This window comes from Kitasatospora sp. NPDC034035 (assembly GCF_055575755.1).
In genome coordinates, this window is record NZ_JBVISA010000018.1 from 119,275 (window position 1) to 132,549 (window position 13,275).

18 protein-coding genes are annotated in these 13,275 nt (G+C 71.9%); 4 read left to right on the plus strand and 14 right to left on the minus strand.

The features are described 5' to 3' along the window. The first annotated feature begins 82 nt into the window (after window positions 1–82). Entirely contained in the window at window positions 83–742 is a 660-nt protein-coding gene (locus ACZ52J_RS24930; RefSeq protein WP_465621827.1) for a double zinc ribbon domain-containing protein, read from the plus strand. 100 nt (window positions 743–842) lie between these two features. On the opposite strand, the gene ACZ52J_RS24935 is transcribed toward ACZ52J_RS24930, so the two are convergent. Continuing rightward, window positions 843–2,486, minus strand: coding sequence for an LCP family protein (locus ACZ52J_RS24935; RefSeq protein ID WP_465621828.1), 1,644 nt, complete (start codon window positions 2,484–2,486; stop codon window positions 843–845). Between the two features lie 222 nt (window positions 2,487–2,708). Between ACZ52J_RS24935 and ACZ52J_RS24940 the strand changes: the two genes are divergently transcribed. Beyond that, entirely contained in the window at window positions 2,709–3,089 is a 381-nt protein-coding gene (locus ACZ52J_RS24940; RefSeq protein ID WP_465621830.1) for a hypothetical protein, read from the plus strand. Between the two features lie 109 nt (window positions 3,090–3,198). Here the strand turns inward: ACZ52J_RS24940 and ACZ52J_RS24945 are convergent, their stop codons facing one another. The 12 genes from ACZ52J_RS24945 to ACZ52J_RS25000 all read right to left on the minus strand — a co-directional run bounded on the left by ACZ52J_RS24945 (window position 3,199) and on the right by ACZ52J_RS25000 (window position 10,247). Beyond that, window positions 3,199–3,384: a CsbD family protein gene (locus ACZ52J_RS24945; protein ID WP_465621832.1), complete on the minus strand. Its 186-nt coding sequence runs from the start codon at window positions 3,382–3,384 to the stop codon at window positions 3,199–3,201. A gap of 142 nt (window positions 3,385–3,526) precedes the next feature. Further along, on the minus strand, window positions 3,527–3,829 hold the full coding sequence (locus tag ACZ52J_RS24950; RefSeq protein ID WP_360500273.1) for a gas vesicle protein K: 303 nt from the start codon (window positions 3,827–3,829) through the stop codon (window positions 3,527–3,529). Then, window positions 3,826–4,056 carry a gas vesicle protein gene (locus tag ACZ52J_RS24955; protein ID WP_360500275.1) on the minus strand — a complete coding sequence of 77 codons (231 nt, stop codon included), beginning with the start codon at window positions 4,054–4,056 and terminating at the stop codon, window positions 3,826–3,828. The genes ACZ52J_RS24950 and ACZ52J_RS24955 overlap by 4 nt, the downstream gene beginning before the upstream one ends. Beyond that, on the minus strand, window positions 4,053–4,859 hold the full coding sequence (locus ACZ52J_RS24960) for a GvpL/GvpF family gas vesicle protein (protein WP_465621835.1): 807 nt from the start codon (window positions 4,857–4,859) through the stop codon (window positions 4,053–4,055). The genes ACZ52J_RS24955 and ACZ52J_RS24960 overlap by 4 nt, the downstream gene beginning before the upstream one ends. Then, on the minus strand, window positions 4,856–5,323 hold the full coding sequence (locus tag ACZ52J_RS24965; protein ID WP_465621836.1) for a gas vesicle protein: 468 nt from the start codon (window positions 5,321–5,323) through the stop codon (window positions 4,856–4,858). The genes ACZ52J_RS24960 and ACZ52J_RS24965 overlap by 4 nt, the downstream gene beginning before the upstream one ends. Beyond that, window positions 5,320–5,559: a gas vesicle protein GvpO gene (gene gvpO / locus ACZ52J_RS24970; RefSeq protein ID WP_396289086.1), complete on the minus strand. Its 240-nt coding sequence runs from the start codon at window positions 5,557–5,559 to the stop codon at window positions 5,320–5,322. Before gvpO ends, ACZ52J_RS24965 begins: the two co-directional genes overlap by 4 nt. Before the next feature lie 354 nt (window positions 5,560–5,913). Then, the gene (locus ACZ52J_RS24975) at window positions 5,914–6,165 is read right to left on the minus strand and encodes a gas vesicle protein GvpG (RefSeq protein ID WP_360500283.1); all 252 of its coding nucleotides are present in this window, start codon (window positions 6,163–6,165) and stop codon (window positions 5,914–5,916) included. A gap of 2 nt (window positions 6,166–6,167) precedes the next feature. Continuing rightward, window positions 6,168–6,965, minus strand: a complete 798-nt coding sequence (locus ACZ52J_RS24980) for a GvpL/GvpF family gas vesicle protein (RefSeq protein WP_360500286.1) — start codon at window positions 6,963–6,965, stop codon at window positions 6,168–6,170. Continuing rightward, window positions 6,965–7,390 (minus strand): gas vesicle protein GvpJ, encoded by a 426-nt coding sequence (gvpJ, locus tag ACZ52J_RS24985; protein ID WP_360500288.1) that lies wholly within the window; start codon window positions 7,388–7,390, stop codon window positions 6,965–6,967. The genes ACZ52J_RS24980 and gvpJ overlap by 1 nt, the downstream gene beginning before the upstream one ends. 6 nt (window positions 7,391–7,396) lie before the next feature. Beyond that, entirely contained in the window at window positions 7,397–8,725 is a 1,329-nt protein-coding gene (locus ACZ52J_RS24990; protein WP_465621839.1) for an SRPBCC family protein, read from the minus strand. Between the two features lie 5 nt (window positions 8,726–8,730). After that, on the minus strand, window positions 8,731–9,648 hold the full coding sequence (locus tag ACZ52J_RS24995) for a hypothetical protein (protein WP_465621840.1): 918 nt from the start codon (window positions 9,646–9,648) through the stop codon (window positions 8,731–8,733). Between the two features lie 305 nt (window positions 9,649–9,953). Then, a complete protein-coding gene (locus ACZ52J_RS25000) occupies window positions 9,954–10,247 on the minus strand; it encodes a helix-turn-helix transcriptional regulator (protein WP_465621842.1) in 294 nt (97 codons plus the stop codon). 217 nt (window positions 10,248–10,464) lie between these two features. Here ACZ52J_RS25000 and ACZ52J_RS25005 point away from each other — a divergent pair, with 217 nt between their 5' ends. Further along, a complete protein-coding gene (locus tag ACZ52J_RS25005) occupies window positions 10,465–10,842 on the plus strand; it encodes an STAS domain-containing protein (protein ID WP_465621844.1) in 378 nt (125 codons plus the stop codon). Between the two features lie 71 nt (window positions 10,843–10,913). Here ACZ52J_RS25005 and ACZ52J_RS25010 read toward each other — a convergent pair whose 3' ends face one another. Further along, on the minus strand, window positions 10,914–12,128 hold the full coding sequence (locus ACZ52J_RS25010; RefSeq protein WP_465621846.1) for an MFS transporter: 1,215 nt from the start codon (window positions 12,126–12,128) through the stop codon (window positions 10,914–10,916). Window positions 12,129–12,189: 61 nt separating this feature from the next. Here ACZ52J_RS25010 and ACZ52J_RS25015 point away from each other — a divergent pair, with 61 nt between their 5' ends. Next, window positions 12,190–13,239, plus strand: coding sequence for an ArsR/SmtB family transcription factor (locus tag ACZ52J_RS25015; RefSeq protein WP_465621848.1), 1,050 nt, complete (start codon window positions 12,190–12,192; stop codon window positions 13,237–13,239). Window positions 13,240–13,275: the final 36 nt, after the last annotated feature.

Sequence of the window (13,275 nt, forward strand, 5' to 3'; positions counted from 1 at the left end):
AACTCCTTGGCGGAACCGTCGGGCGGCCCCTGTCGTCCCTGGGAGCGACCGCCGACATGCCACTTCAGCGACCGGGGACGACGTGACTTCGGAGATCTACTTCAGCAGCAACTACCGCGACCTGTGCGAGCAGCACGGCACCGGCGCGGGCTTCCAGTTCGAGTTCTCCTGCTACCGCTGCTCGGACACCTGGCGTTCGCCGTTCGAGGCGTTCCGGACCGGCCAGATGGCCGGGTGGATCGGCAAGGGCGTCAGCGCGGCCTGGAACCTCATCGGCGGCAACGCCAACACCATCAGCAACGCCGCCGACGGCCTGGCCGGTCAGACCTGGGGCGGCTCGCGGGACGCCGCCTTCCAACGGGCGATAGCCAACGCCCAGACGCACTTCAACCGGTGCGCCCGGTGCACCCACTACGTCTGCGGCCGCTGCTTCAACCCCGCCCAGGGCCTCTGCTTCAGCTGCGCCCCGGACACCGCGGCCGAGGCGACGGCGGCGCAGCACCGCGGCCTCAACGACGCGGTCAGCGACCGCGCGTACAAGGCGGGGCAGCAGTCGGGCGCCGCGTTCGACGTCGACGCGCCGCGCCAGCTGGTCTGCCCGCAGTGCCACACCGAGACGCACGGCACGCCGTTCTGCCCGGGGTGCGGCTTCCGGCTGGCGCAGGCCGTCCAGTGCGCGAGCTGCCACCAGGACGTTCCGGACGGTGCCGCCTTCTGCCCGTCCTGCGGGACGAGACGCTGACACGGAGTCGGCGCGGAGGGCGAGACGGCGGGGCGACCCCGGGACGGCGGTCCGGGGCCGCCCCGCCGTCGTGTGCGGGGGAGCGGCCGCGGGCCGCCGCTCAGCCGTACGAGACGTTGGCGCAGGGGTCGTCGTCCGCCGAGCGGGCGGTGCCGCTGACGCTGGTGGGCAGCGGGGCCGGGGTGGTGGCGCCGGGGGCCGAGGTGGCGGCGGTCGCCGGGTTGGCGGCCGCGAAGTCGTGGCCGAGGACGACGTTGACGCCCCGGCCGCCGGGCTGGACGGTCGCGCCCGGGAACAGCTTGGCGACCGCCTCGGCGGAGCCGCGCTCGCCCGCGCCGTACTCGACGACCGTGGTGCTGCGGGCCTTCCCGGTCGCGTTGCCGACGGTGGTGACGGTGTATCCGGCGCCCTTGACGGCCTCCGCGGCCTTGCCGCCGAGCCCGGCCTGGCCGGTGCTGTTGAGCACGGAGACCTTGATGTCGGCGGCCCTGGCGGCATCCGTGGTCGAGGTCTCGGACGGGGTGGGTGTCGCCTCGGCGGCGGATCCGGAGCCGGCGGGCGCGCTCGCGTCCTGGCCGTCGATGGTGCGGTCGGCCTTGAGGGCGGCCCAGAGCTGGTCGACGTCCGGGTGGACCAGGGCGACCCGCGGTCCCTCGTAACGCCAGGGCGTGGTCAGGAACTTGACGTCGTGCAGGTCCACGTTCTTGAGGGACATGGCGAAGTCGAGCAGTTTGGCGGCCGAGCCGAGGTCGGGGTCGACGGTCAGCGACTTGGTGGCCGCGTCGGCGAGCGGCAGCAGGGTGGTCGGGTCCATGCCGCGGGACTTGATCTCCTTGATGAGGGAGGAGAGGAAGGCCTGCTGGCGCTTGGTGCGGCCGATGTCGGAGCCGTCGCCGATGCCGTGGCGGACCCGGACGTAGTCGAGCGCGGTCTGGCCTTCGACCTTCTGCTTGCCCTTGGCGAAGATCAGCTTGCCCTTATGGCCCAGATTGGGGTTGAGGTCCCCCTCGTGGATGTCGTTCGGGAGGCAGACCTCGACGCCGCCGACCGCCTTGGTCATCGAGGCGAAGCCGTTGAAGTCCACCACGATGGTGTGGTCGACGCGCAGGTTGGTCAGCTTCTCGACGGCGTTCTGGGTGCAGGCCGGGTTGCCCTGCTCGGTGTTGCCCACGGAGAAGGCGCTGTTGAACATCACATTGGTCTGCTCCTTGGTCCACTTGCCGCCGGGCAGCTTGCACGGCGGGAGGTTGACCAGGGAGTCGCGCGGGATGGAGATGCCGACGGCGTGCTTGTGGTCGGCGTAGACGTGCAGCAGGATCGCGGTGTCCGAGCGGGCGCCGCCGTCCCCGCCGCCGCCCAGGTCGCTGTTGCCGTTGCCACGGCTGTCCGAGCCGATCAGCAGGACGTTCACCGGGGTCCGGCCCTGGGCGTCCGGGGCCGCGGCCTCCGGGCGGTCCTTGCTGACGGCGTCGCGGTCGAAGGTGGAGATGTTGCTGTCCAGGCGGTAGTAGAGGGCGCCACCGGCGAGGAGCACGAGCGCGGTGCAGCCGGCGGTCGTCCAGAGCACCTTCTCCTTGGTGCTGCGCTTGGGCTTCTTCTTCGCCCGGCTCGCCGGACGGCCGTCCGCGGTGTCCGGTGTGTCCTTTTCGCCCCGATCCGGAGTGGCCTTTCGGCTCGCCGCCCGGCGTCCGCCCGCCCGGTTCGGCGAAATCTCGGCGTCGGGGGAACCCTTGCGGCCAGACACGTCGTCATCCTCCACAGTTGCCACGGAGCCCCCGTCGGAGCGGTGGGCTTGCGTGGCCCGGGGCCGGAGCCGATCCGGGCGAGGGCCCGTCGCCAAACTTTTACACCGCTGTAGAACTTCAGTGGAGCATACTAGGCGCAGATGAGAAAACCAGCTGGTCAGACCATGAGAATTGGCTGACCGGGCTCATCCACACCACCCCGAACCCGCACGAGGAGCACGATGACTCACCGGATCGCACGTTCGATAGCCGGCGCCCTGGTGGCACTGCTGGCCGCCGCAGGCCTCACCGCCGCGGCGTCGAGCGCGACGGCCGTGGCCGCACCCCGAACCGTCGCCGCTGCCGCGTCGGGCCCCGGCGCACCGGCCTACGCGGGCCGGGCCACCGCCGCACCGGCCGCCTCGTCGATCGCCTCGTCCGTCGCCCCGTCGAGCAGCGATGCCTCGCACCTCGCGGCCAAGGACACCAAGAAGAAGAAGGGCTTCCTCGCCAAGCTGGGCAAGTTCTTCCTGGTCGTGATCATCCTGATCATCCTCTTCTTCGTGCTCCTGATCGTCGGGATCATCTACGCCGCGAAGCGGATCTTCAGCCGCCGCAAGTAGGCACAGTTCGCCGACACTCCCGTCCGGGCCGGCTCGACACCGGCTCACCGACGTTGATGCGGAGCCGCCCCCGAGGGCGGCTCCGCGCACGACCTGCCCAGCCGTACGGCTAGTGTCCGGTCACGTCCTTCATGGCGTCCTTGGCCTTGCGGCCGGCCTGGGCGATGTCGCCCTTGACCTGGTCGCCTTTTCCTTTGGCGATGAGTCGTTCATTGCCGACCGTCTTGCCAGCGGCTTCCTCGACCTTGCCCTTGGTCGTGGTCGCGGTGTGCTTGGCCTTCTTGCCGACACTCATGGTGTCCTCATTCCTCGAGGAGACGGGATCCATTGACGCGTATGCCCCGGGTCGGCGATTTCAGACCCGTGGCCTGCGGAAATGTGAAGCCCGAGCCGGTCCGCGAGCCGGCGGCGCCGCGGTAGGTCGCGGTCGGTCGGGGTCAGTCGGGGGCGAGGAGGGGGCCGAGCGGGCCGAGGTCGATGTTGAGGTCGTCCGGGGTGAGACCGAAGTGCTCGCGCAGCTCGTCGACGCGTTGTTCCAGGGCCATCAGGGTCAGGCCCAGGGACTCGACCTGGTCGTCGTCGAGGTCTCCCTGGTCGATGCGACGCAGGGCCTGGCGCTCCATGAGCTGGTGGACCAGCTCGACCAGGGCCAGGACCAGGCAGGTGAGGTCGCGGGCGACGGTCTCGGGTTCCAGCGGGACACGGCGGGCGGCCTGGGGTTGTGTGTCGGGCGCGCTCACGTCGGCTCCTGGTCGGTGGCTTGGGTCGCGGCGCGGACCGAGGCGATCATGGCGCGCAGGCTGATCCGCACGAGGTCCACATCGGCGATGGACAGGGTGATCTCGCCCGCGATGACGACCCCGCCGGCGAGCAGACGGTCCAGCAGGTCGACCAGGGCAACGTTCCGCTCGGGCACGGTGGGCGGCAGCCCGGGCCGGGCGGTGGGGGGTCGGGAGCCGGTGGTCATCGCTGCTCATCGCCGGGTTGGACGGCCGCGGTGAAGGAGTAGGGCGGCCAGGGGCCGGTCGTCTCCAGGCGCAGGCCGGGAAAGCGGGCGGACGCCGCGTCGACGGCCGCGTGGAAGGCGGCCGTGCGGGCCTGCTCGACGAGGTAGGTGCCGTTGAGGACCATGGGCTCGGTGCGGCCGACCGTTTCGGGCCGCTGCAGGGGGTGGCGGGTTGCCTCGGCGGCGGCCTGCGCGAGCGCGGTGTGGACGTCCTGGGCGTCGTCCGCGGCCTGCTGCTGGTCCTGCTCCCGGCGGTGGTGCTGGGCCTGGCGGCGCAGGAGGTAGGCCGTGCCGGGGCGCGCCGCCGGATCCTGCCGGGTATCGCCGCTCTCGGCGGCGGCGTCGGGCGTCGGGCCGGCGAGCCTGGCGTAGGCCTTGACACCCCACTCGACGCGCCCGGTGACGCGCCCGAGTGAGGCGAGCAGTTCGTCGTGGTGCCGCTCGAGCATGGCGGCCGCCCGCCGGTCGTCCCGGTAGAGGGTGGCGAAGCGCAGGGGCAGCATCGGGGCCGTACGGGCGAGGGTGTCGACCACGCGGTGGTGCGCGCGGACGGCGTGCTCCAGCCAGGCGGCGTCCGCGAGGTGCGCGCGGAGCGGCTCCTCGTCGAAGTCTCCCCGGGGCACACTGCCGGCCAGCGCGGTCAGGTCCGGCGCGGCGATGGCGCGCAGCGTTTCGCCGGCCACACCGGTGAGACCGGGCGGGGGTGTGCATCCGGCGTCGGCGATGGCGTAGAGCCAGGTGTTGGTCGGCGGCTGGGTGCTCATGAGGGGTCGATCCGGGGCGTGCGCCGGGTGCGGGTGGTCTTGCGGGCGGGGCGGGGGGCGGCCACCTGCTCGGGGGTGGTGTCGGTGGTGTCGGTGGTGTCGGTGGCACTGGAGGCGTCGGTGGCGGCGGACAGGCTGTGGGAGGCCTCGAGTTGGCCGAGGCGCTCGCGGAGGAGCCGGTTCTCGGTGGCGAGGTCGCGCCGGCCGGAGGAGAGACTCGGGTCGTGCTCCCACCAGTCGATGCCCATCTCGCGGGCCCGGTCGACCGAGGCGATGAGCAGGCGGATCTTGATCGTGAGGAGCTCGATGTCCAGCAGGTTGATCCGGATGTCCCCGGCGATGACGATGCCCTTGTCGAGCACCCGCTCGAGCAGGTCGGCCAGATTCGCGGACTGCGGAGCCGCGGAGGTCCTCGGCAGGTGCGACAGCGGGCCGGCGCCGCCGTAGCCGCTCAACTCACTCATGACAGCTCCTCGTTCGCCCGGCCCCGGTGATAGCGGCGTTCCCTGCGGTAGGAGACGAGCTCGCCCTCGGGATCCAGCACGACCTGGTAGACGGCCAGGATGTCGGTCGAATCGGGAATGCGGTGTGCCTCCAGCACCTCCACCCCCACCTGCCAACCGTCCTGGGTGCGGTCGAGCGAGGCGACGCCCTCCGGGCTGCGCCCGGTGAGGTCCTGGACGCAGATGGCCGCACGCACGGCGGCGCCTCGCGCGTCGAGCCGGTCGGCGGAAGGGGCACGGCGCCGGGGTGGTGCGGCGGGGTGCTCGGTCTCCTCCTGCGGCTCGGGGGAGTGGCGGCGGGGTGCGTGCCGCGTCGGATCGGACGTGGCGCGGCGCCGAGGTGCCGGGGCCTCGTCCTTCCGATCGGGCTTGGACGTGGGGCGGCGCCGAGGGGCCGGTGGTTCGTCCTCCCGATCGGGCGCGGGCGCGGCCCGCCGCCGTGGCCGGGTGGGCTCGGAGTCCGCGGCGGGGCGGCGGCGCCTTGGAGGCTCCTCCGTGTCCCGGGGCGGGGCGGAAGGGCGACGGGGGCGTGGCTCGCGTTCGGGCATGGTCTACACCTCCAGGCCTCCGGCGGCGCCTTTGGCCTGCCACAGGCGCTGTACGAGTTCCTCCTCCTGCGCGGCGGCGTCCTCCTCACCGATCGTGCCGTTGGCGCGGGCTTCCTCCAGTTCGGCGAGCTGGGCGCGGATGGCCGTGGGGTCGGTCAGCTCCCGGCGGGCTTGCTCGTAGAGCTGTTCCGCCACCCAGACGACGCCGCGTACAGGGGCCAGGGGAAGGGTGAGCAGTCCGGTGATCAGACCCATGGCTAGGGCGCCTCCTCCGCGGGTGCGGCCTCGGCCACGGCGTCGGTGGCGAAGTCGTAGGGGGCGAGCGGGCCGAGCAGGCGTGTGGTGATGTACCCCGCCCAGTCGCGGGCGAGGTCTTCCGCGGCTGCTTCGAACGCGTCCCAGTCGGTCTTGGCGACGAGGAAGGACGCGCTGACCGCCTGGTCGCCGGACCCGTCGGCGGCGGGCGAGGCGTTGACGGCCGCCGCGAGCGGCGCGAGGCGTTCCAGTGCGATCGCGGTGTCGGCCTCCCGGTGGGCGGCGATCTCGTTCGCGATCATCTCGCCGAGACGCACCCGGTCGTAGTAGGCGGCCTCCTCCGGGAGGGCGGTGACCTCCTCCCGTAGCCGGGCGATGTCCTCTCGGTCGGTGAGTACCGTTCGCAGGATGCGGTCCTGCTGGTAGATCGCGCGCAGGGTGAACTGGGCGGTGTCGCGCAGGCCTTCCAGTGCGCGCAGGAATTCCTCCTCGTGGGGGGCGAGCAGGTCGTCGGCCACGGCCGACACGTCGCGGACCACCGCACCGAAGCGCAGCGGCAGCACCGCCGCGTGGGCGGCCACGGTGTCCAGGACACGCGCGTGGCCCCGCAGGTCGGCCGCGGTGCCCAGCGGTCGGTCGGTCACCACATCGCTGACCAGCGCCGCGATGCCCCGGTGTCGCACCAGGGTGACCGGCACGGGCGGGTCACCGATCCCCTCCAGTCCTGAGGGGTCGGCGCCCGCCGGCACGATGCCGTAGACGTAACAGGCCCGTTCGTCGGCGGGTGCACGGCCGTTCATCACTCGCGCTCCCTACGCTGGGTGCGCGAGCGGGTCCGGGGCCGTTCCTTGGGCTCGGGCTCCTCCTCGTCGTTCCCCGTGACCCGGTCGATCACTTCGCCGACCGTTTCCTTGACGCCTTCGAGCGCGCCTTTCGTCTTGCTCCGGGCCCCGCCCTGGCGCATGTTCTGCATCAGTTCGGGCAGCCCCTCGCTCTTGTCCTCCTTCAGGTCGAGGCGGTTGACCGCCTCGGCGAACCGCAGGTACGTGTCGACGCTGGCGACGACGATGCGCGCGTCGATGGTCAGCAGCTCGATCCCGACCAGGGAGACACGGATGTAGATGTCGATGACCAGTCCCTTGTCGAGGATCAGGTCGATGACGTCGACCAGACCGCTGGACGAGGGCCGGTCCAGGTAGTGGCTGGGACGGGGGGCGACGGTCATGACGGCTCACCTCACCCGTGCCGGCGCGCGCCTGCGGGCCCGTGGGGCCGGTCGTTCGTCGGTGTCCGCCTGCGGGGGCTCCTCGTCCTCGTCCTCGTCCTCGGCGTCTTCGTCGTACTCGTCCTCGGCGTACTCCTCCGCCGGTTCCTCCTCGTCGTCGTACTGCTCGTCTTCGCTCTCGCGCTCCTGCTCCTCGTCCTCGCCATCCGGTTCGTCCTCCCATTCCTCCTCTGCGGCGTAGTCGTCCTCGGGCTCTTCCTGATCCTCGTCCTCCTGGTCCTCCTGGTCCTCCTCGTCGTACTCCCCGGGCTCCTCGTCGTACTCGTCCTCGCCTTCCTCGGCCGGTTCCTCCTCCTCGTCGTACTCGCCGGATCGCGGCTCCCGCTCGTCCTCGGAGTCGTCCTCGGCGTCGTATTCGGCCTCGTCCTCGTCCTCGGGTTCGTCCGCGGTTTCGTCCGCGGTTTCGTCGAAGCCGCCCTCGGCCTCTTCCTCTTCGAGGGCGTCCTCGTGGGAGCGCACGACCTCGCTGTCGCGGATCTCCCCGCGCCAGCCCTCGACCCCGTCCGGGTCGAGAATGGTGCGGGTCATCACGTGCCGGCGGAAGTGCTTGAGTTCGAGGCGTGTCCGCCGACCCTGGGCCCGCCACAGGTTGCCCGTGCGCTCGAACAGGCCCTTCGGGTGGTACTCGAGGACCAGGAGGATCTTGGTGAGGTTCGGCGTCAGCTCGTGGAAGGTGACGGTGCCGTCGGTGGAACCCTTCTCGCCCTGCGACCGCCAGACGATCAGCTCGTCCGGCACCTGCTCGATGATCGTCGACTCCCAGGTGCGGTGGGAGAGGAAGATCCCGGCCTTCCACTTGAGCTTCTCCTCGGATTCCTGAGACACGCTCTCCAGCCGTTTGGTGAAGCGGGGAAAGTCCTGGAACTGGGTCCACTGGTTGTAGGCGACCCGCACGGGGACACCGACCTCGATCTCCTCGACGATGTTGGTGACCTTGAGCTTGGCGCCCTTGCCTCCGCCTCCTCCCCCGCCGGTGAGCTTGTTGCCGACCATCTGCTTCACGCCTGCGGCTCCCGCACTCAGCAGAACCCGCATCGCGGACGTTCCGCCGCCCCCGCCCTGTTCACCGTGATCGTCGGAGGGACGACCGCCGCGCTCCACGTAGTCGGCGAGCCGGCCGGTGGTCTCCGCCACCTTGTCGCTCGCCACCGCGACGGCCCGTTCCCCCGCCGCGGTCGCCAACTCGCGCGCCTGTTGCAGCAGCCGGTCGGTGGGCAGTGCCTCCAGCACCTCGCCCAGCCCGCCCAGGCCTCGGTCCTTGGTCTGCTCGGCCATCACCTTCACCCCCGCTTGCGCGCCGACGAGGCGCGCGCGCTCGTGGTCTTGCGCGCGGCGGTGGCGCTGCTCTTCTTCGCCGGCGCAGCCGCGCTCTTACGGCCGGTGGAGGAGGAGGCCGCGCTCTTACGGCCGGTGGACGAGGAGGCGGCGGTCTTACGGGTCGAAGCCGACGCCGTCTTCTTCGCGGCCGCGGCCTTGCGTGGGGCGGCCGCCTTCTTCGCCGGAGCCTTCCTCTCCGGAGCCTTCGACGACGGAGCCTTTGACTCGCTCGACTTGCTCGCCGGTCGACCGGACGATGCCGCACTCTTGCGTGTCGTGCCGCTGCTACCGGTCGTACGGGAGCGTGAAGGGGTCGTCTTCGTCGCGGAGGCGGAAGTCCGCTTCGACGCGGACGGCGACGCGCGGCGCGGGGCCGACGACGTCGAGCGAGAGGTGGCAGCCCGGGAACGCGGCGCCCGCTGCTTCTTCGCGGTGCCGCTGTCGTGGGCCTGGTCCTCCTCGGGCTCCTCGTCCGGCTCTTCGTCCGGCTCCTCGCGCTCCTCGTCCGGCTCTTCGTCCGGCTCCTCCTTCTCCTCGTCGGGCTCTTCGTCCGGCTCTTCCGGCTCCTCGTCGCGTCCTGCGGTGCCCTCCCGCAGGTCCTCGGTGCGCCGCTGCAACTGGTCGGTCAGGGCGCTGACCCGGTTGCTCGCCGCCGCGATGGCCGCTTTCTTCCCCGCCTGGGCCAGTTCGCCGCGCACGTCGCCGGCCAGCTGACGAAGCTGGGGCGACGATTCCAGCACCTCACCGAGCAGCACCCCGGGGTTGGCATTCAGACGTTTTCCCGCCGCCATTCCGGCGAGGGCCAGCGCCCATCGGGCCTTGTGGAAGCGCCCGAGGACGTAGGCCGCGCCCAATGCGACGGCAAGTTTGGCGTTATTCATGATCGATGTCCCTGGAAGAGTCCCTGAAGCGGCCCCGGCCCTCTCCAGTGGGAAAGCCGCTCCACGGCCCGCCCGTGTACCCCGGCCCGGCCCCGACAAACAACCTAGGGTCACTGTGTCCGGCGCACCCGACTCGGCTGAGGGCCGAATCGGTCGACTGAATCGTTCGGGGCCGGGCCACTTGACTGGGCTTCATATGTGTCTCTCGGTGCCGGATGCCTCTCAGCGCACCACGCCGTGACAGCACGTAACCTCCGTGCTGCCGGCGCTACCCCCTTGCCCGATGACCGCGGGGCAGGGGCGGGTCAGCGCAGCAGGGTGGAGAGGAGTTCGGCGATGGTGGGGCCGGCGTCGGCGGGGTGCCGCAGCTGTTTGCTGTCGATGACGCTGTAGTGGTTGGCGCGGCCGCGGCGCTCGTGGGTGAGGTACCCGGCCTGTTCGAGGTCGACGATGATGCGTTGGACGGCGCGTTCGGTGAGCAGGCAGCGGGTCGCGATGTCGCGCACGCGGATGCCGGGGTCGCGGGCGATCTGGACCAGGACGCGGGCGTGGTTGGTCAGGAAGGTCCAGTGCCGCTCGGTCCTGGTGCCGTTCTCCATGTCTCCACCATAGGACTTCCGCTTCACGACTGCCGAAACACGACAGCAGATTCGTGCAATGGTTGACATGCCCGGAGAACGGGCGAAGAGTGGGTGAGCCGCACTTCGCGTCGCGTCCGCAGTGGATTCGCACGGCGGCCTGTCGTTTGGAGATGGTTTGTGTGAACCCGATCAACAGGAAGGCACCGGAAGAGCTCAGGGTGAAGGGCGCGGAGAAGTGCTTGCTTGCCTGAAGTCGGAGACCGTCCGGGTCGGCGATGCCCTCGTGTGCTCCTTCACCGGGGACATGATCATGGACAGTGGGCCCATCGCCGCCCAGGCCCTGGACGCCGCGCTCGACCGGCGCCCGGCTCTGCTCGCAGTCGATCTGGCCGGCGTCACGCTGTTCACCTCCACCGGCCTCAACCTGCTTCTCCGCACCCGCCGACGTGCGCTGGAGGCCGGCATCCCGCTCGTGCTGATCGCCCCGTCGCCGCGGACCCTGCGGGTCCTGGACATCACCGAGACCGCCACGCTGTTTCCCGTCCACGCCACCGCCGAAGACGCCGTCCGGAGGAGTGGGCCGCGTGGCCCGGGCCCGGTTCCTCTCAACTGACCCGGTGCGAGGGACCGGCGCTGGGGGTGCGGGTTCGCTGTCGGGGGACCGGGACATACCGGGACACCGACCTATTGCCGTGCGGGGAGGGTCTCCTCCTCCGGGGCCGCCGCCGCACCACCCGCCGCAGGGCCTGCGCGCAGCCCGGGCGCGAGCAGCAGGGTGGTGGCCAGTGAGGCCGCCGCCGTCACCACCATGCCGGTGGCCGGCGACGTCAGCTCGGCCACCGAACCGGCCACGGCCGCGCCGACCCCCTGCATGGTCAGCATTCCGGAGCTGTGCAAGCCCAGCGCGTGCCCGCTCAGTTCGTCCGGTGTCAACGCCATCAACCGCTCCTGCAGCAGCAGCCCCGCCGCGTACCCGAAGGCGGCGACCGTGACCAGCACCAGGGCTACCGGCCTCCCCGGGTGGACCGCGAAGACCAGGTACGGGGCGGCGAGCAGGACGCAGAGCGGGACGGCCAACCGGTCCCGCCGGCGGGCGGGCAGGAAACGGCCCGCGACGGTGTCCCCGACCAGCATGCCCACCGCCCCGAGGGCGAACATCAGGCCGGCGTCGGCGGGCGAGTACGGGACGTAGAGCGACTCCACGCCGACGATCAGGCCGTTCGGTACCCACAGTGCGAGACAGACGTACCGTCGCGGCACCGAGGACCAGAGGCGCGCATTGGTGCGCCAGGTCTCGGCGACCGACGTCCGCCCCGCGCCCCGGGGCGGACGGCTGCCCAGCCCGCACCGTGCCAGCACCGCGGCCGGCAGGTACAGGCCGGCGGACAGCAGCAGCGTGCCGCGCGCCGAGAGGACCGTCACCAGCGCGCCGCCGACCGCGAAGCCGCAGATCTGGATGACGCCGACCGACATGTTGAGGACGGACCGCCCCAGCAGGTACCCGTCCCGGGTCAGGACCTCGTTGAGCAGCCCGTACCGCACCCCGCCGCCGACGGAGTCGACGACGCCGAGCCCCAGCAGCACCGCGAACACGGCCCAGACCGGCAGCCCGGGGATCGCCTGCAGGGCCGTGCCCGCGCCGAGGAGCAGGCTGAGGCCGGTCATCGCCGCGCGGGGCGGCAGCCGGTCCGCGCCGGACAGGACGGTGGCCGCACCGACCAGCTGGGCCAGCGCGGGGCCGAACATGGCCAGGGAGGAGAGCAGCGCCGAGCCCGTCCGCTGGAACACCAGAATGCCCAGGGCCAGCCCGCCCACCGTCTGGGCCGCGGTCTGCCCGGCCGAGGCGAGGAGGAGCGGGGTGAACTCCCTGGTACCGAAGAGCTCCCGATACGTACGCATGCGGGGAGTCTCTCCGGCATGATCGACGCGTCGGCAGACTTTCGCGGGGAGGCGAAACCACATGGGCTGGTGGCGGGTCGACGCGGACACCCTCGCCGGGGGCCGGTTCGTGACGTCACCGCTGGCGGAGGCGCTCGCCGGCCTGAAGACCCTGCACCGCGGCAGCGCGAGTCACGTCGGCGAGCACCGATGGCTCGCCGCCCACCTCGCCGACTACCGGGACCGCCTGGCCGGCGACCCGGTCACGGCGGCCTTGGTCGGGGCCGCGTTGGGGCGCCGGTGGAACGCCACCTTCCTCACCCCCACCCCCCTCGGCGACGGCGAACCCACCTTCGCCGAGGAGCTGGAGCAGGTACGCGGCACCCCGGCCGCCGTCGTCCGCGCCGACCTGGCGGAGTCACTCGACCGCTCGCTGCCGGACCTGCTGCGGCGCGACGACCTGGCCCCACGAGCCGCTGACCTGCTGGAATGGGTGTGGACGGAGACGGTCCAGGACACCTGGCCGCGCCGCCGGCGGATCATCGAGGCCGACATCCTCGCCCGCACCGCCCGGCTCGGCCTGCACGGCTGGGCCACCACCCTCGACGACATGCGCCCCGGGATGCGCTGGCTCGGGGAGGACCGCCTGCAGATCACCGGCTTCGACAGCCCGCCGCTGGAACTCTCCGGCGTCCAGCTGATGTTCGTCCCGGTCACCCTGAACCAGAGCTGGGTCTGCTGGGACGCCCCGCCCGTCGACGGCCGGCGCATTCCCCCCGCTCGGCGCCTGCCCCCCGCCGGGCGCATGCTCCCCGCCCGGCGTTTCGCGGTCGTCTACCCGTGCTCGGGAGTCCTGGTCGACGACGACCGCCGCCCGGTGCCGAAGGCCCTGGCCGCCCTGCTCGGCCCCGCCCGCGCCGAAATCCTCGCCCTGCTCGACACCCCGAAGACCACCACCCAGCTGGTGGCCCTCACCGGCCTCCCGCTGGGCTCGGTGGGCCGGCACCTGCGGATCCTGCGCGAGGCCCGGCTGACCCAACGCCGGCGAGCGGGCCGCTCCGTCCTCTACTGCCGGACCACGACGGGCCGGACCCTGGTGGACGCACAGCTGTCCGAACCCGGAGCGCACTGACAACGGCGCGGCACGACGGTCTCGGGGGATTCGAGC

Bases quoted from the DNA above. Each gene is read 5' to 3' on its own strand.
- ACZ52J_RS24940 (WP_465621830.1), top strand. From the start codon at position 2,709: ATGACTCACCGGATCGCACGTTCGATAGCCGGCGCCCTGGTGGCACTG.
- ACZ52J_RS24945 (WP_465621832.1), bottom strand. From the start codon at position 3,384: ATGAGTGTCGGCAAGAAGGCCAAGCACACCGCGACCACGACCAAGGGC.
- ACZ52J_RS24955 (WP_360500275.1), bottom strand. From the start codon at position 4,056: ATGACCACCGGCTCCCGACCCCCCACCGCCCGGCCCGGGCTGCCGCCC.
- ACZ52J_RS24960 (WP_465621835.1), bottom strand. From the start codon at position 4,859: ATGAGCACCCAGCCGCCGACCAACACCTGGCTCTACGCCATCGCCGAC.
- ACZ52J_RS24965 (WP_465621836.1), bottom strand. From the start codon at position 5,323: ATGAGTGAGTTGAGCGGCTACGGCGGCGCCGGCCCGCTGTCGCACCTG.
- ACZ52J_RS24975 (WP_360500283.1), bottom strand. From the start codon at position 6,165: ATGGGTCTGATCACCGGACTGCTCACCCTTCCCCTGGCCCCTGTACGC.
- ACZ52J_RS24980 (WP_360500286.1), bottom strand. From the start codon at position 6,965: ATGAACGGCCGTGCACCCGCCGACGAACGGGCCTGTTACGTCTACGGC.
- gvpJ (WP_360500288.1), bottom strand. From the start codon at position 7,390: ATGACCGTCGCCCCCCGTCCCAGCCACTACCTGGACCGGCCCTCGTCC.
- ACZ52J_RS24990 (WP_465621839.1), bottom strand. From the start codon at position 8,725: ATGGCCGAGCAGACCAAGGACCGAGGCCTGGGCGGGCTGGGCGAGGTG.
- ACZ52J_RS24995 (WP_465621840.1), bottom strand. From the start codon at position 9,648: ATGAATAACGCCAAACTTGCCGTCGCATTGGGCGCGGCCTACGTCCTC.
- ACZ52J_RS25000 (WP_465621842.1), bottom strand. From the start codon at position 10,247: ATGGAGAACGGCACCAGGACCGAGCGGCACTGGACCTTCCTGACCAAC.
- ACZ52J_RS25010 (WP_465621846.1), bottom strand. From the start codon at position 12,128: ATGCGTACGTATCGGGAGCTCTTCGGTACCAGGGAGTTCACCCCGCTC.
- ACZ52J_RS25015 (WP_465621848.1), top strand. From the start codon at position 12,190: ATGGGCTGGTGGCGGGTCGACGCGGACACCCTCGCCGGGGGCCGGTTC.